Here is a 17,503-nt window from a genome sequence, read left to right as displayed (position 1 = left end):
TGTTAAAACTAGGGTTATTTTAGCTGACCAATGCTTTTATAATAGGCGGCTTCGTAGGTTTTTACCTTTGCTTTTGCGTTGATATAGTCGGCATGTGATTGTTGCCATTGTACTTGTGCATCCAATAGGTCACTGGTGGTGGAGATACCTTCCATTAACTGATTTTTTTCCAGTTTTAGGTTCTCTTCGGCCTGCGCGAGTGATGTTTGGGTGAAATTTAGTTTTACCAATGATTCTCTTAATCTAAAAATAGATTGTCTTATTTCTAGAACAATAAATTCAATATTTTGGTCTATCTCATATCCTGCTTTCTGAATACTCATCTGTTGCTGTTGTTTTTTTAACTTCTTTTCTCCCCAATGGAAAACCGGAATATTTAAGGATACACCTGCATTAAAGGTAAACTCATCTTCTTGCTCGGCATAGTGATTGGGGTTTTGCATCATATAGTTGGCAAAGGAAACGAGTTGAGGCATGTAGTCGGCATTTACCAGTTTTTTTTGAGTTTTGGATATTTCCAATTGGTTGTTAAGCATTTTAACTTCAGGTCTGTCGTTCAGTTGATTTTCATCAAATGCAACAGCGGATAACTGACCAGGTATTATCAGTATGGAGTCCTGAATCTTGATGGAGGACAAGATGCCATTGCCTATGGTTTGGTTTAAACTCATCTTGGATAGTTCCACATTATTTTTGAGTTCAAGATAAGCCAGTTTGACATTATTAAGTTCAACTTGTGCCTTTAATACTTCGTTTTTAGTTACGATGCCGGTTTCGTACCAGTTGGTTACTTGCTTAACCACATCAGTGAGCAGTATCACCGATTTTTCAAGTACCGTTTTTTGTTCTTTTAATGACACCAATCCCCAATATTTTTCTTCCACATCCAACAATAAGTCAGATTTTGTTAGCTCCACATGATCTGCTGCTAGTTCCAGCGCAAGAGATGAGATATGCTTGGCATGCTGAAGTTTGCCTCCCATATAAATGGGGAGGCTTAATCCTAAGCTAGCTGAGTAGGTGTTTTCATAAGTAAGGTTGTTGGTGCTTGCAGGTGACCAGACTCCACTGGGTAGCCCATTTGTGGAGGGTAGTTCATAACCAGGAATCTTCATTTGATTGGGATCTTTTAAGTATAAATAGCTTGATTCAAAATTGATGTTCGGCAAATGGGCCCTTTGGCTCAACTTTAAACCAGCTTCGCTGGCTTTGTAATCCGATATGGCTGACTTGACTTTTTGGTTGTGGTCTAATGCTTTTTGTTTGCAATCCTGAAGAGACCAAACTTCTTGTGCATTGGATTGTGAGATGATCAACAGCCCTGCAAAAAAGGCCATTGATAGTTTCAGTATACTATTATTCATTGAATTCGATATTATTTAAGCCGGTCATCTACCGGTATTTGTTTAGTACTTGTATGAAAATTTATTTGCTAATATTCTAAAGTGGTTCATTCACTTTGATATTATAAAAAATTATATAAAGCAGTGGAACGACCATTAAGGTAAGGATGGTAGCAGATAGTAATCCGAAGATAATAGTGACTGCCATTGAGCCATACATGGGGTCGGTAGCGATAGGCACCATACCTAAGATGGTTGTAAAGGCTGCCAGGAATACTGGACGCAAACGACTAATGGAGGCGTTTATCACTGCTGAAAATGGCTGCATGCCTTCTGTGTGCAGATTGATGTTAATTTGATCCATGAGAACAATTGCATTTTTTACTACCATGCCTATTAAGCCTAGAAAGCCAACAATGGCCATAAAGCCAAATGCACTATCCGTTACAAACAGACCAATGCCAACACCAATAATGGATAGAGGTATGATGGCAATGACCACAAGAGATTGTCTGATACTATTAAAAAGCATGACAATGATGAAAACCATTAATAAAAGTGCCAGGGGCATAAATTTTCCAGTTCCTTCATTTGATTCTTGTGAGGGTTTTAGTTCGCCATCCCACATCATAGAATAGCCTTGGGGTAGGGGGATAGCCTCTATTTTGTCTTTGAGCAGTCCCAAGAGGGAAGCACCGGTCATACTTGGGTTAACAGGATCGCATTGAACGGTTATGGCACGTTGGCGATTGTAACGTTGAATCACACTGTTCTCCCATGATATCTTGATGCTGTCTACCACCTCTTTTAAGGGGATCGAATAGGCGCCTCTTTGTGGCCATACTCCTATGTTCTCAATGCTTCGAATACTGTTTTGTGCGTTCTGTTCAACTTTTAGCATGACTGGTAATTTCTCTTCGTTTTCTCGGTATAGGCCAATGGGGAGACCAGTGCTTGTAAGTTGCTGTATGGTGTTGCCCAGATCGTTACGTGTGATGCCTGCCCGTGTTGCTTTGAGGGGAGAATATTGAGGAGCCCAAGTCAATACTTTATTGCGCCAGTCATCACATATGTCGCCACATGCCGGCTCTTGATGCATGATGATTTTCGCCTGTTGAGACAGGTCTCTAAGTATTTCCGGGTCAGGCCCGATAAACCTGGCTTCCACTTTATATTTGATAGGAGGTCCTGCAATATAGTTTTTTACCCTGGCACGTGCTTGTGGGTAATTTGTGTTAAAGAAAGTAGCTAATTGTGGCATTATGGCAGCGGCTTCTTCCGAGTCATATGTTTCAATCATTAGCTGACCGTAGCTGGTGTTATGGTTTTGTGCGTGGGCCATTAATAAATAACGAGGAGGTGTTTGGCTGATGCAAGTAACAATGTTTTTTATTTGGGGATAATTTTTAAACAGATCTTTTTCAGCTAATTTTAAATCATCTTCTACCTTTTGAACAGAACTTCCCTCAGGTAGCCAATAATCAACCAATAAGTAGGATTTGTCTAGAGGAGTGAAGAAAGCTTGTCTCAAGTTTCCAAAGGCAATGATGGATATTATTAAAAATGCAATGACGGTGGCCAGTGAAATCCAGCGATGTTTTAATGCTTTTATTAAAAAAGACTTAAAGGCAAGATACATTTTTGTGTTGTATGGATCTTGAATTTGCTTAGGTGACTGAAGGAATTTCTCATTGACGATGGCTGTTTGGCTCATGGCAAAAAACCAGCTTAAGGTTAAGGAAATAGCAAGGACCAGGAATAGATCTCTACATATCTCACCTGCTGCGTTGGGAGCTAGAAATACAGGTAAGAAGGCAAAAATTGCAATCAAAGTAGCTCCAAGTAAAGGCATGGCTGTTGATTTGGAAATATCCACAATGGCTTTTCTGCGCTTGACTCCTTTTTGTAAAGATACCAAGGCACCATCGGTAACCACAATGGCATTGTCTACCAACATTCCCATGGCAATAATGATGGCAGCCAGTGAGGTTCGATGCAGACTGATGTCCATGATATTCATTACGATCAAGGTTCCCAATATGGAAAAGATAAGGCTACTTCCGATGAGAAAGCCCGACTGTAGTCCCATAAAGATGAGCAATACCACTACCACAATTGCTACCGACTCAATTAAGTTAATGATAAATACATCATTTGCTTCTTCTACTTCGTGTGCCTCATTGTAAATGGAGTTTATTTCAAGACCCAATGGGAGGTGGGGTTTGATGGTTTCCAGCTTATGGTTAATATTTTCCGCCAGTGTTAAAACATTACCTCCTTTTGTGGTTGAAATAGCAAGGCCAATGGCGTCCATTGAATTACGTTTCATGAGTCCTTGCGCAGGTTCCAGGTACGATTTTTTAATGTCAGCAATATCTTCTAAATAAAATTGTTCATCACCTGATTTGATGATTGTTTTTTTTATTTCATCAATACTTTTGAAGGCGTTGTTTCCGGAGACTCTTATGTAACGATCGTTTATTTCAATCTGACCCGCACTGGCTATGGATGCCTGCGCATTAAAAGCCTGTGCTATAATACCCGGGTTTATACCAAGTTCAGATGTTTGAGCGCTGTTAACCGTTACATCAATAGACTCTATGCGATTTCCAAATAGGGATATCTTACCTACTTGATCCACAGGAAGTAATTCTCTTTTTAAATACTGGGCATAATCATTCAGCTCTTCATAGCTAAAGCCATCACCTGTAATCGCATAAAACATTCCATAAACATCACCATAGTCGTCTGCTACCACGGGAGTGTAGGCGCCTTTGGGTAGATCTGATTCTGCATCTTTTATTTTTTTTCGTAATATATCCCACATCTGAGGCATGGAGCTGGCTTTGAGTTTTTCTTCTAAATCAATCTGAACGATCGATAAACCGGCATAGGAACTTGAAAATACCTCGTCAATGTTATCCATGCTTTGTGCTGCCCGCTCAATTACCTCGGTAACTTCTTGTTCTACTTCGTATGGCGATGCGCCTGGGTATTGTGTGATGACCAAAGCTGTTTTTATGGTAAATACGGAGTCTTCGAGTTTACCCATGCTAAAGTACGAGGCAATACCTCCAATGAGCACGATCAATAAAAGGAAGTATATGACAACCTTATTTTTTAGTGAATAATCTGTTAAATTCATTTTTTACAATTTGTTACCTACGTTTGATTTCGTGAATGCTTTCAATACTTTTACTTTTTGTCCTTCGGTTAAGTAATGAACGCCGGTACTAACAATGTTTACTCCTGCGCTTAGTCCTTTGTGTATCTGAATAAAGTCGTCCGCTGTGATATCCCCACTAACCACTTCTTTGGCAGATACTTTTTGGGTATGTTCGTCATATAACCATACATATGATTTGTTTTTGGATGAGAAGACACAAGAAACGGGGATGTCTATCTTCGGATTGGGGTTTGGCGTGGTGTTAATAATCTCCAAATGAGTCGTCATCCCTGCCCTAAGCTTGTTGTCTTTGGGTGCATCTATTAAGATAGATATGGGATATGATTGTTTTGAATTGCTCGATTTGTGTCCTATTTCTTTCAGTTTGCCTGGAATCCTGATTTTTTTGTTCCCTACGTTTATTAAACAGGCGTATTGCGTGTTCTCATTCATTTTGGTGAGATCTTTTAAAGAGATCCATGCTTTTACTTCAAATTCTGAAAGATCTATAAGGGAGATAATTGGCTGTCCTGGATTTACCTCTTCAAAATTATTGACAAGTACCTTGCTGATATATCCCGAGAAAGGTGCTCTTAAGTCTGTGTCGTAAAGGGCGTTTTGAGCAGACTGATAGGCTGTTTTTGCCCTTGTGTAATTTGATTCAATCTGGTCGTAGACACTAGTTGCCACGCTCTCTTTTTCCAATAAGGTTTTGTATCGTTTGTATTCTGCATTGGCAAGTTTGTAGGCTGCCTGTGTAGACTCAACGGCAATTGCATAATCGCGTGCGTCTACCTTAGCAATCACTTGGCCTTTCTTTACAAAGTTACCAATGGTATCATTCAATCTTACCAAGGGGCCTCTTACCCTGAATGCCAGCTTGGTTTCTCTCTTCTCGTTTATGCTTGCAGGCACAATGGTGCTGTTTTCTTGCGTTGAAGCAAGGGTTGTTTTGATGATTCTAACGGATCTTACATGAACCTTTTCTGCTGCTTTCTCTTTGCAAGCAAGGAGTGTTAATGTGGTTATCAGCATAGTGCTGATTTGTTTGATGTATTTCATTTGTTTAAAAATTAGCAAAACTTCACTAATCAGTGCATATTTCAATCATTCATCCTCGTGTTCAATGATTTGCGCTGATTATGTCCGTTTTCTTACGTTTATAATTTATTTTGCGATGAGCATATGTAACTCGTCAGAATTTGACCATATTTCTGCGAGTGAAATATATTATCATGGTTTGTTGTATATGTTAAATAATTAAAGTAAACTAAATTAGTGCAAGCAGTTTACTTTACGACAAAAAAATGCCTAAAGCCACTGTTGTGCCTGTATCGTTGTAAGCTATGTGTAGGGGATTTTGTTATTTTCTGATGGCCTTAAACAAAAAATTCAACTCTTCGATGGTCTTTTCTTTGAAGTCCGTTTGGTTATGGCTGTTTTCGATGTTGTGTTTCATTAGTGCCTTGATGATATTAACGATAATTTTAGGAGTGGCATTGTCATTTAATAGACCTTCATGTTTGCCTTTATTAAAAAAGGTAAGGTGTAATTGATGCAGTTCTTCAACTTGTTTATCTATGGCGTCTGCTATGCGAGGATATTCCGTTTTTATAATTTTTGAACTGGAAATGACAAATTCATTAATCTCCGATATGATATGATGTGAGAGCTTGTCCAATATATTAAAATAGTCTGCATCTTGATTTAAAAATTGCTTGAGTTGCTTGTAGTTGGTTGCTATTATGTCTGTTGAACATCTGAATAGCAAGTCTTCTTTGCTGCCTATTATTTTGTACAAAGTTCTTTTGGACATACCGCATTCTTTAGCTAGTTCGTCCATGTTCCAGCCCTTAACGCCATACTTCAATAATAAGGATTTCGTACTTTCTATTACTATTTTTTCTATATTGTCATCACCTATTTTCATACAAAAGTAAACTAAGTAAATTAAATTGGTTTATAGGATGCAATTTTAGATATAGTTTTTTTATTAGGCAAGAAAAAGAGATGAAAAATATTCTAAAGTTTTTTAAGCTGATCTATTCATTTATGATCGGCTTGGAAACTAAGCTGCTTTGCTCTTTCTCTTTTCACGATGGCGAGTTGTTATAGTCGTTAAGTTGGCGAGTTGAAGGGTATGAGGGTTTAGGGCTTGAGCTTTATTTCTCACTCTACAGACCATGTTGAGAGGTTAGAAACCTGGAATATGCAATGCAAAGACTAAATATAAGATCTAGGATAAACAGATAATGAAGTATTCCAGAAGATGGTAAATTTTTGTATCAAGCACCGTTATGTTCTATTTTTTAGGAGCTCTATTCTGAAATTTTAGCCTAAGTTTGTATCTTTCAGCACGAGATGGCGATGAAAGTAGGTGTCGTCATGTAATACATTTGGATTATAAGAATGATATAATAAACTGGCGTGGCCAGCGCAAATAATAGGACACATAGGAGAATGATTGAAAAATGTGTGCTGACTGGTGAAGATTAGCTAATTTTTAAACTGATGAAAGAAATGTGGGATAAAAGATATAGTTCAGAATCGTATGTATATGGTACTGCACCGAATTGTTTTTTTGCAGAAGAACTAGAGAACTTGAAAGAGGGTAAATTATTATTACCAGCTGAAGGTGAGGGACGCAATGCCGTTTATGCAGCAAAGAAGGGATGGGATGTTGTTGCCTTTGATCAGAGTAAGGTAGCCAAGGGTAAGGCCGATAAATTGGCGGAAAGGCAAGCAGTTCAAATAGATTATCGAGTGGCAGAATTTAATGAAATATTCTTTGAGCCAGCATCGTTCGATGCCATTGCTTTGGTGTATGCACATTTTCCTTCCCATAAAATGTCGAGTTATCATCGGCAATTGGACAAGTATTTGAAAATCGGGGGTATTATTATTTTGGAAGGTTTCAGTAAGTCACATCCTGAAGTGAGTAAAAACAATGAGAGACCAATGGGCCCTCCAGATCGGTCCATGCTCTACTCCATAGGTGATATTGAGCGCGATTTTGATAATTATGAGATGATTACACTTCGAGAGGAGCAGCTTTGTTTAAATGAAGGAGCATTTCATGTGGGTCAGGGTGCTGTTATTCGGTTTGTGGGAAAGAAGTTATCTTGATAATTCGTATTATCAATAACCGGAGGTTTGATGGGTATATCCCAAAAGTCCCATTAATTCTTTGAAATAGTTCCAGAAACTCGTATAATTAATAAGTTCCCATAATTATCGTTTAAATGAACCATTATGAAGATTGGATATGCAAGAGTTTCTACAAAGGACCAAAAATTAGAATTACAGATTGAAGCTTTAGAAAAATATGGTTGTGAGCTAATATTCAAGGAAACGAAAAGTGCACTGAAGGAACGTCCGGAATTGCATCTTTAGTTGAAAAACTAAAACCTAAAGAGTATATTAATAATTTACGCATAAATGGTGAATTAGATTTGGCTTCATACTATTTTGATTTAGGTAAAATTAAGATGGTTGAATATAAAGATTAAATTAAGTCTCATAAAACGCACCTTGAAAAAATCAAAGGGTAAAGTTTACCCTTTGATAAAAAGAAACACAAAACCCACGGAATTCCACTATATAAAAAATAGCTTCAAACCTAATTTGTAAACAACATGAAAAAAATCACTCTAGTCATATTTTTACTTACTAATTTATATCTTTTTAATAGTTGTAAAGAAGTAATTTCAAACAATAACAACCCTAATAATACTCCTGTAGAATCAAAGGAGCTTATTAAAAACAAGTTATGTTCTCCTAAAGAATTAATAACTAAAGCCCAAGAGTATTATGACAACAAAGAATATTCTAAGAGCTTAGCAATGCTTGCTGAATTAGAGGAAAGGTATCCTGATAGTGAAGAGTGTAAAAAAGGAATAACAATTGAGGGATTATCAAGCACTTCAAATATTCAAACCGAAAAAGCAATCAATGCCACAATGAATAAGATTGAAGGCGAAACTAAGAACAGAGAAAAATCTAAAAGTTCATACAACCATGTATTAGCAATAGAAATAAGCTCTAATAACTTAAATGAAAAGGTTATTGAAGATAGAAAGTGTCAAACAAATATTTGGTTTGAGGGAAGTAATATTGTTGTTAGTGGATATCTTGCAGAAAAATCTTATTATAAAATACTTTCAACAGGCACTTTTATGGACTCAAAATACTATGAAGTTAAGACCGACCTACAAGAGTCAACATTTCTTTTTGATGACAAATCAAATTCGGTTGTATGGCAACGAATAAAACATGACAATTCAGGGGTTCATGTGTATTTTGAAAATAAATAGCCTCTAAAAACGCAGAAAAGAAAAGCAACCCATGTTTAACCCGAAAAATACATTAGTCACTATTTGAAATTTCCTCCCTCTGTGTGAAAAAAAAGGGAATGGCTCGTTTCAATTCGCTACAGCGATGCTATGTCTCATGTCAATACGTACTCAATTGATTGTGTATGTAACTCTTTTCGCGAAGTACTAATGTATCATTCGGGTTTAATTGGTCTTATATTTTTACCACAACACGACCTTTGCTTTTCTTTTCCAGCATCAGGTTGATACGGTCTTGAAGTGTTTCCAGTGATGATTCGTGGATCAAATCGGGATCAAAATCAATAGACCAATCGCTGGCTAATAGATTCCATACTTTCTGACGGATATCCATGGGGCAGTTTTGAGAATCGATACCTAAGAGACTGACACCTCTCAGTATGAAGGGGTAAACTGTCATCTCCAGATCTCCGGATCCAATATTTCCACAGGTGGTCACATTGCCCAATGGTTGACAACCTTTGATCATAGTGGTAAGTGTGTTGCCACCTACTACATCTATGGCGCCGGCCCACTGTGCTTTGAGCATGGGTCTGCCTGATTGATCATCCGAAATGCTTCGATCTATCTGAGATTGGGCACCAATCTTCTCAATGTCTTTGTGGGATGCCATTTCGTAATTGGCTGCAATAACCTCAAAACCTATTTTGTTTAATATTTGGCAAGCGATACTTCCTACGCCGCCCAAGGCTCCAGTTACCGCTACTGGTCCCATTGCTGGAGTTTGTCCATTGTGTAGCAGACGAAAGACAGATAGAGCTGCTGTAAATCCTGCAGTCCCATAACTCATCGCTGTATATGCATTCATGTTTTTGGGCATGGCAACGGCCCATGAATCGGGAACCTGGATGTATTCTGCGAAACCACCTGGATGGTTCATGCCCAGTTCGTAGCTGGTTACAATCACCGGATCTCCTACAGCAAATAATTCGCTATGGCTTTCTTCCACCACCCCTGCAGCATCGATGCCCGGGGTGTGTGGGTATTTTCGGGTAACACCTTTGTTGCCAATGCTTGATAGTGCATCCTTATAATTTAGTGAGCTGTATGCAACCTTCACAAGAATCTCACCTTTCTGTAGGCTCTCAAAAGCCATTTCTTTAATAGAAGTGGTATAACGATCGTTTATTTCTTCCACGCGGAAAGCTTTGAATGTTGAATGATTATTCTCCATGTGCTTATTTTTTATATTTTTGTGTAAAATACGTTATAATAGAGCTGTAAAACAAGAGCTTACAAAAATGTTGCTAACGAACATTTTGTTCCTTTTTTTGTGGGATAAGAGAAGTAGAGGAAAAAAATATGGAAAAAAGTTATTGTCCTATTGATACGTTTATCAATGTGATCAAAGGAAAGCGTAAGGGGACCGTTATTTTACATCTTTTTCAAGGGCGTAAAAGGTATAATGAACTATCTAAGTTGCTGCCCGATATTAGTGAGCGCATGCTTACAAAACAGTTGAGGGAGTTGGAAGATGATGGGTTAATTGGCCGTACTGTATTTCCGGAAGTTCCTCCTAGGGTAGAATACCATTTGACTGAGCTGGGTAAACAAATACATCCGGTTTTAAAAGGAATGTATAAGGGAGGACTTCTTTTTGAGGCCACGATACAGGATGAATAAATTTAGGTGGAGGATATTTATGGATGAAATTATTTTCCATGAGATAGCAGTGCCTGTAAGCGAGTATCTCTGTCATTAAATTCCTTACTGTTTTATAATATGTAGTGTGATGATCTTGAAAAATAAGACCTCACTGAGTAAGTAGTATATTGGGGAATAGATAAGAACACTACAAGTTCCCAATAAATAAATTCACTTCTCTCTTTTTTATATGATTACATAATCGGAATTATAAAAATTAATATAAGCTGGTTTTTATTAAATATAATTACTATTTTTAGTCAGTGTCAACACGAATGGATGTCGTCTTTTACGTACGATGTCTTATTAAAAATTAATAAAAATTAGTAATTATGATTAGATCATTTAAGATTGCAACAGTAATGGTAGCTGTTGTTGCAGCATTCGTTCAGAGTACGAATGCACAACGCCCTTATTTTGATAAAAATAAGGATTTATTAATGGCTCAATTTGATTTAAAACCAGACGAAGATGATGTGCATTCTGCTGCAGCATTGGGGTGTATGTTACAGCACTCTAGTTTTGAGGGAGTGAATTATTATGCAGTGGCAGGCGCTTATGGAACACAGAATGGAACTTTTGTTACTGAAGCATTGCCTGATTTGTATAATTTACTTTTTGGGCAAGAGGATGTAAAGTGGACCAATGCAGATAAGCATTGGAATACTTCTGTTAATTGGATAAAAACGAAGGTGCAGCCTGTGTTAGATGCTGGAGGAAAGGTATTTGTGCAAGAGTCAGGTCAGTCTGATATTACCTATGATTGGTGTAAGGCTTTGATTGATGAAGGTATATCGACTGATGTTATTAAGCAGAATGTTGTGGTTGTTCAGCATAGTGATTGGAACGAAGATCAAACCACCGATAGTAAATTGGCGTGGGTGAAGGCCAATACGAATTATTATAGGATTGAGGATGGAAATTCAAATAATGCGACACCAGGTTTTAATAGTAAGAATGTTGAATGGTTAAATACTGCAATAAACATAACTAATCCCAACGTGTTAGCTAGGACTTACTGGACGAATGCTAAGCAGGTGTGCGATAATTATAATGCTTCATGGGAGAATCCTACCATTGGGGCAGGGGGTGTTGATTTTTCAGATTGTGTAGAAAACTGGTGGATCTTTGATTTGTCGGGAGAGATAAGTAATATAGCTACTTTTTGGAATAAATATGTGGTAAATACAGATAGCAATTCAACTCCTGTAGCGCAAGCACCATACGGCGGAAGTGTGAATATAATTCCGGGGATCCTGGAAGCAGAGGAGTTTGATGATGGAGGAGAGGGGCTTGCTTACCATGATACTTCGGAAGGAAATAGTGGACCGGGTATTATGCGTGAAGATGAAAGTGTGGATATAGAAAGTAGAAATGGTGCCATTAATGTTGGATGGACTACTGATGGAGAGTGGCTTGAATATACTGTTGACGTAACAAGTGGTTATTATGATATTGAGGTTAATGTTGCAGCTATTTCTGCAGGTAAAGCCATTGCCCTAAGTTTAGATGGTAATGAAATAGGGAATATTGATTGCCCCAATACAGGTGATTGGGGTACTTTTGAAACTGTGAAATTATCGCGAGTTATGCTGAATGGAGGGCAGGAGCAGATATTACGAGCTACATTTGTTGGTGGGGGAGTAAATTTAAACTGGCTTAAGTTTACGTTGGTTGATGATGGAGGAATAGAGACTGAGTCGGTAAGCCTTTCGCCTATTAATGATGCTTATCTGCAGGGAAGTACTGCATTTAATAATTCGATTATTCGTATTGAAGCGAATAAACGGGTAGGATACTTGATGTACGATTTAAGCAGTATAAATGGAACGATGACAAGCGCCCAATTAAGACTTACTTGTGTGGAGGATAATGGCAATGGTACTGTCAATGTTAATTTGGGAAATGGAACTGACTGGACGGAGTCTTCTCTTTCAGCAACCAACGCGCCTGTTCAAGGTGAATTATTGGCAAGCCTAAACACGAGCTACTCACTGGGGGATGTTTATGTTTGGGATCTGGATGTTTCTAAATTTGTGGCAGGAGGTAAGTTGAGCCTTGTTTTGTCGCAGATTAATGGAAATGATTTTGCTGTTGCTGCGAAAGAAAATGCTGCGGAAGAACCTCAATTGATTATTTCGTATACTTCTTTAAAATCGGGCAGTGGTGTTCATACTGAGGTAGGAAGCAATGACGACATGGAGCTAAATGCACCATTTGTTTATCCGAATCCTTTAAATGGAACTTCTCTTCATATTAATACCAATAGTAACAATGAGACTGTGGAGGTTCGAATCATAGATCTGACGGGGAAAAGTGTTTATCAGCAAATAACGAATAAAGAAAATATTACTGTAGATGCCAATGTTTTTAGTTCGGGAATTTACCTGGTACAAATTAAAAATAACCAAAAAGTAAGTACTACAAAGTTACTTGTAAATGAGTAAAGAATCTTTGCAAGAAAACTCCAAAAACTGTGTTGTTTTCATTTTTGAAACAGTCATTTACAATCAGTAAACTCCTTGGTTTCAAAAGTATTGAAAGCCTTGTCTTTGAAGCTTTCTTATTAAAGACAGAAAAAACAGTTGTTTTCTTGCAGCTACTATATAGGCACAGTCTGTGTTCAGAGGGCGTCTTGTGTAAGACGCCCTTGTTTAATTGGAAAAAAGCATTGGCAAATCTATTGCCTATAAAATTGTGTTTTTAATTAGTCTTTGCAAGAAAACTCCAAATACTGCGTTATTCTCATTTTTGAAACAGTCATTTACAATCAGTAAACTTCTGGGTTTCAGAAGTATTGAAAGCCTTGTCTTTGAAGCTTTCATATGATTATAATTTGTCTTTCAATGGTCATATGGAACTCCCGATGAATTTTAATCATTCTTCTGTGTGTATTTTAGAATGCTAAAATTCATGTTCGTTTCTTATCAAAGACAGAAAAAATAGTCGTTTTCTTGCAGCCACTAATTATTATGACGAAGTGTTCATGTGGCTTAAAAACAGTAGGCTATCTTACTCTTTGTCGACCATCACCTGTTGCCTTAGTCTGTTGGGGATAAAGCTGATTAGTCTGTTTTTTCGTGTTTTACCAGATTTTTTGTTTAGTAATATCAAGAACCAACTCATGGAAATGATTCCTTTAACTATGCTGGAGAGACTGATGGCCCACCAGATACCGTACATGCCCAGTAGCTTGGCTGAGGATAGAATGTAGCCAGCTGGCACACGTGATCCGGTAAAAATGATGCCTATGGCGGAAGGAGGCACTGTTTGGCCAATGCCGTTGAATGCGCCACGAGTAATGATTTCAAGAATCATAAATACTTGCGAAAGGGCTAATATTTTTAAATAAGTGATGCCCATTTGTAAAGGTTCCGGTTCTGGTAGAAAAAGGGAGAAAATTTGTCGGCCAAATATAAGAAAAGAAAGGGTGACGATAGCCCCCAGAAATACACCGACACCCAGAGTTGTGAAGTAGCCTTTTCTGATTCTGTTCCAATTGCCTGCTCCAAAGTTTTGTCCAGTAAAACTGCCCAGTGCGGTAGCAAAACCTGATGAAGTCATCCATGATAAAGCTTCTATTTGAGCACCAACGCTTTGTACTGCAATGGGCATATCGCCCCATTGGGTGATCATTCTGGCCAGTATCAATGCAAATATAGCAAACAAACTACTTTCAATGGCCACGGGAGCCCCTAGTTTAAATAGTTTTCGGGTGATCTCTTTGCTCAGTTTGAATTGTTTGAATAGCGGATCCATGATCTCTTTTTTCCAAACAAAGCGATATGTGAAAATGGCAAATACAACAGCTTGTGCTATTACGGTTGCAGTGGCAGCACCGAGTACTTTCAATGGAGGTATGACTCCTAACCCAAAGATCAATAGCGGATCGAGTGCCATGTTAAGTCCCAGTCCAATAAGTAGATAGTAAAATGGTAGTTTGCTGTTTCCAAGACCGTTATATATCCCTTGAAAGGTGGGGTTCATAAAGGTAAAGACAAAGCCTATCGAAACGATCCTTAGGTATCCTACTGCACCATCTTCAACCTCTCCCTTCGAGAGTTGGAAGACATTCATTAGTTCAGCTGCAAATACAAGAACAGAAAGCGATAGGATGATAGATAGTATAAGTGCCCAGAAGAGTGCGTGACGTGCATATTTGGTCGCTTCTTCCTTGTCTTTTTTTCCCAAGGCTTGTGATACCCCAATTTCGGCTCCAACTCTGGTGGTTAGTAATACTGAGATTCCGAGCCATACAAAAAAACCGGCAGCACCAACCGAAGCCACTGCTTTGCTTCCAACATGGCCCAGCCATATCATATCGGTCAGACTATAAGCCATCTGCATCAAAGAGGTGCCGATGATGGGAAGTGCTAGTTTTAGTAACTGCTTAAATATGGGGCCTGTTGTTAAATCGATGGTCTTGTTCATTCGCTGCGAAAGTAATGAAAATATTCATGAAGACGACCTAATTTTGGTAGCAGGGGTATCAAGAGGATGGGCAGCTGTTTATGGCATTCGTAATTCGTATGTAATGGCTGGAGGTGCGGAGATATTGCCCCGTATGCCGTTATTCTACACCAAACACTTTTAGCACTGCTTCTTTGTATATTTTACCAACAGGTAGTTTTACCTCACCTACTTCCATCATATTTCCCTCCAAAGAAAGTATTTCGTGAATGGAAACAATGAAGGATTTATGTATGCGGATAAAATGATTGGAGGGCAAGGCTTCTTCTAATTCTTTTAATGAAGCCAGTGCTGTAATTCGTTTTTTATCGGTATGAAAAGTCACATAAGCTTTTTGTCCTTCGATGTATTTGATATCGCTGAAATTTATTTTGTATAATTTTCGGTCCGCACGTATGGTCAGATAGTCTTCGGCATAGGAAGTAAGTGATTGCTCAACTAAATGAGATTGTTCGTTTGTGTTTGACTGGTTTTCAAGTTTGTCAATGACTTTGTTGACCGCCTGAAAAAAACGATCGAAAGAAAAAGGTTTCAGTAAGTAATCGGTCACATTTAGATTAAATCCTTCCAATGCGTATTCCTGATAGGCTGTGGTGAAGATGATCTCTGGTTTGTTGGATAAACTACGTATAAAATCAATGCCAGTGATATCGGGCATTTGTATATCTATAAAAATCAAATCGACGTCACCTTTTTTAATTAGTTCCGTAGCTTTTAATGGTGAATTGAAATCGCCCAATAATTCCAATTCAGGAATTTTCCCGATGTAATTTTTTAAATATTCTCGCGCTAAGCGTTCATCATCTATTACCAGGCATTTTATTTTCATAAACTTTATTTTCTTTCAATGGTCATATGGAATTCGTCAATCGTGTTATCCTTGGGTTTGGGAATATTTGGCCTGTTTTGATTTATTGCATTGTCATTCAAAAGTACAAATATAATGATAGTTAGCTTTGGGTTTGTCTTTTCTTTGGTACAAAAGTGAGATACAATTCATCCGAAGGATTGCTTTATACTTTTTTTATTTGTACATATATTGCATGCTGTGCTGTCAATAGCAGTTTATCACCGATGGCTGAGCTGGACGGATTTATTGACTATACGTCCAGCTTTAAATCAACTTTGAATATGTTTTCACTCTCGTCAATAGACAGATCATACCTATTGGGATAAATGATATTCAGGCGATGTTTTACATTGTTAATTCCCATGCCACTGCCGGAGGTGGGTTTAATGTTAGATATATTGTTTGCAATGGAAAAGTGTAGTTTGTTTGCTTTGTTTTTGATGAAGATGTGGACGAATGCTTCTTCACTCTCTTCTATTCTGCTATACTTGAATGCATTTTCAATAAAAGGAATAAAAAGCATGGGCGCTATTTCAATATTGGAGTAATTGAGTGCAGTCTCCATTTTTATATGCTGTGTAAAGTCTGATTTCATCTGTTGAAATGCAGAAAAATTCTCAATGTATTGTATCTCTGCTGAGATAGGAACCCTGTCTTTGCTGCAATCATAAAAGACATAGCGTAACATATCTGATAGTTTTAAAACGCTTTCTGGTGCATTTTTAGACTGCATGTAGGTTAGTGAATAAATATTATTTAAGGCATTGAAAATGAAGTGGGGATTTATCTGAGCTTTTAAAAGTTTGAGCTCTGTTTCTAGTTTTTCTTTGGTAAGTATTTTGCCTGATTCTCTTAATTTATTGGTTTGCTCCATTAAACTTAAGGAAGTGGCTACAAAAAAAACAAAGCCAAGATTAAAGAAATAGCGCAAAAAATGAAATATTTCGGGAGGCCTATTGGTATTTGGTCTTTCAATATTCGGGATGGTGTAAATATCGATGAAGTAAAAAAGAAGGGACAAGGTTGCTACCGAAAATAGGGATATCCAAAAGAAAGCTCTCCCGCTTTTGTAATAGCGAGGAAAAAGATATAGGGCAGTAAAATAATAGGTAATGACGTTTACAATGGTTTCATAGGCAGCATTGATAGCCGCATATGCTGCACTCTGAAAGTAGTTGGCAATGTTAAAAGTAAATAGGAATAGAGACAGCCAGATGATAATAGGCAGCCACAATGTACGTTTTATTTTTATCATTTTAGTATCACCTTTAAGGGGTAAAAGAATGTGATGAAAAGGGTCATAAGTAAGTCTTTCTACATGCTCATGTTTGTGATTTGGATTGGTTATTGTGGTTTTGTGAACTTATAACATATGTGTAAATCATTTAATAGGATTGTTTACGATATAGTTTTCTGCAGCCAAAACTACGGTCTCTTTTTATTTACCGAGAAATATTATAAACGAAAGTGAGAATTTCATCTACCAACGTATATGATTTTCTATTGAACCCGGAAAATGCATTAATCAGGGTTGGGCGTATCTTAAATGAAAAACAACACCTTTCTAAAACTTTTTGTTCAAGAAATACGGACTTTGGTTTATAAAGTTTCCTGTTTGTTTTTATAAGGTACATTTTTGGCTTAGGATGATAGCATTCGTATGAAACGCACCTTGAGT

The 17,503-nt window shown here is 37.7% G+C and carries 13 protein-coding genes; 5 read left to right on the top strand and 8 right to left on the bottom strand.

Annotated elements, in window-relative coordinates; all coding sequences use genetic code 11:
- Nucleotides 1–14: 14 nt before the first annotated feature.
- From CYTFE_RS0110580 to CYTFE_RS0110565, 4 genes are all read right to left on the bottom strand, one after another.
- A complete protein-coding gene (locus CYTFE_RS0110580; RefSeq protein ID WP_027471759.1) occupies nucleotides 15–1,364 on the bottom strand; it encodes a TolC family protein in 1,350 nt (449 codons plus the stop codon).
- 76 nt (nucleotides 1,365–1,440) lie between these two features.
- Nucleotides 1,441–4,488, bottom strand: coding sequence for an efflux RND transporter permease subunit (locus tag CYTFE_RS0110575; protein WP_027471758.1), 3,048 nt, complete (start codon nucleotides 4,486–4,488; stop codon nucleotides 1,441–1,443).
- A 3-nt stretch (nucleotides 4,489–4,491) separates the two neighbouring features.
- Nucleotides 4,492–5,571, bottom strand: a complete 1,080-nt coding sequence (locus tag CYTFE_RS0110570; RefSeq protein WP_044262740.1) for an efflux RND transporter periplasmic adaptor subunit — start codon at nucleotides 5,569–5,571, stop codon at nucleotides 4,492–4,494.
- A 301-nt stretch (nucleotides 5,572–5,872) separates the two neighbouring features.
- The gene (locus CYTFE_RS0110565; RefSeq protein WP_027471756.1) at nucleotides 5,873–6,439 is read right to left on the bottom strand and encodes a TetR/AcrR family transcriptional regulator; all 567 of its coding nucleotides are present in this window, start codon (nucleotides 6,437–6,439) and stop codon (nucleotides 5,873–5,875) included.
- A gap of 581 nt (nucleotides 6,440–7,020) precedes the next feature.
- Between CYTFE_RS0110565 and CYTFE_RS0110560 the strand changes: the two genes are divergently transcribed.
- The 3 genes from CYTFE_RS0110560 (at nucleotide 7,021) to CYTFE_RS0110550 (ending at nucleotide 8,822) form a co-directional block, all read left to right on the top strand.
- On the top strand, nucleotides 7,021–7,635 hold the full coding sequence (locus CYTFE_RS0110560; protein WP_044214235.1) for a class I SAM-dependent methyltransferase: 615 nt from the start codon (nucleotides 7,021–7,023) through the stop codon (nucleotides 7,633–7,635).
- A 126-nt stretch (nucleotides 7,636–7,761) separates the two neighbouring features.
- Nucleotides 7,762–7,902, top strand: a complete 141-nt coding sequence (locus tag CYTFE_RS29430) for a recombinase family protein (protein WP_081735967.1) — start codon at nucleotides 7,762–7,764, stop codon at nucleotides 7,900–7,902.
- Nucleotides 7,903–8,144: 242 nt separating this feature from the next.
- Nucleotides 8,145–8,822: an outer membrane protein assembly factor BamD gene (locus CYTFE_RS0110550; RefSeq protein ID WP_027471754.1), complete on the top strand. Its 678-nt coding sequence runs from the start codon at nucleotides 8,145–8,147 to the stop codon at nucleotides 8,820–8,822.
- 214 nt (nucleotides 8,823–9,036) lie between these two features.
- On the opposite strand, the gene CYTFE_RS0110545 is transcribed toward CYTFE_RS0110550, so the two are convergent.
- A complete protein-coding gene (locus tag CYTFE_RS0110545; protein ID WP_027471753.1) occupies nucleotides 9,037–10,035 on the bottom strand; it encodes a YhdH/YhfP family quinone oxidoreductase in 999 nt (332 codons plus the stop codon).
- A 128-nt stretch (nucleotides 10,036–10,163) separates the two neighbouring features.
- On the opposite strand from CYTFE_RS0110545, the gene CYTFE_RS0110535 reads away from it, so the two are divergent.
- Together CYTFE_RS0110535 and CYTFE_RS28695 are read left to right on the top strand one after the other, a co-directional pair.
- Complete coding sequence (locus CYTFE_RS0110535; RefSeq protein WP_027471752.1) at nucleotides 10,164–10,484, top strand: winged helix-turn-helix transcriptional regulator; 321 nt, start codon at nucleotides 10,164–10,166, stop codon at nucleotides 10,482–10,484.
- A 353-nt stretch (nucleotides 10,485–10,837) separates the two neighbouring features.
- Nucleotides 10,838–12,952: a carbohydrate-binding protein gene (locus tag CYTFE_RS28695; protein ID WP_052343143.1), complete on the top strand. Its 2,115-nt coding sequence runs from the start codon at nucleotides 10,838–10,840 to the stop codon at nucleotides 12,950–12,952.
- A gap of 565 nt (nucleotides 12,953–13,517) precedes the next feature.
- Here the strand turns inward: CYTFE_RS28695 and CYTFE_RS26105 are convergent.
- The 3 genes from CYTFE_RS26105 to CYTFE_RS28690 all read right to left on the bottom strand — a co-directional run bounded on the left by CYTFE_RS26105 (nucleotide 13,518) and on the right by CYTFE_RS28690 (nucleotide 17,080).
- Nucleotides 13,518–14,936, bottom strand: a complete 1,419-nt coding sequence (locus tag CYTFE_RS26105) for an MATE family efflux transporter (protein WP_044214314.1) — start codon at nucleotides 14,934–14,936, stop codon at nucleotides 13,518–13,520.
- 139 nt (nucleotides 14,937–15,075) lie between these two features.
- Nucleotides 15,076–15,804: a LytR/AlgR family response regulator transcription factor gene (locus CYTFE_RS0110515; RefSeq protein ID WP_027471751.1), complete on the bottom strand. Its 729-nt coding sequence runs from the start codon at nucleotides 15,802–15,804 to the stop codon at nucleotides 15,076–15,078.
- 271 nt (nucleotides 15,805–16,075) lie between these two features.
- Nucleotides 16,076–17,080 (bottom strand): sensor histidine kinase, encoded by a 1,005-nt coding sequence (locus CYTFE_RS28690; RefSeq protein WP_052343142.1) that lies wholly within the window; start codon nucleotides 17,078–17,080, stop codon nucleotides 16,076–16,078.
- Nucleotides 17,081–17,503 lie beyond the last annotated feature (423 nt).

The sequence above is a fragment of the Saccharicrinis fermentans DSM 9555 = JCM 21142 genome, from assembly GCF_000517085.1.
Lineage (GTDB): Bacteria > Bacteroidota > Bacteroidia > Bacteroidales > Marinilabiliaceae > Saccharicrinis > Saccharicrinis fermentans.
The sequence above is the reverse complement of the archived record's forward strand: the minus strand, read 5'-3'. Positions and strand labels throughout refer to the sequence as shown.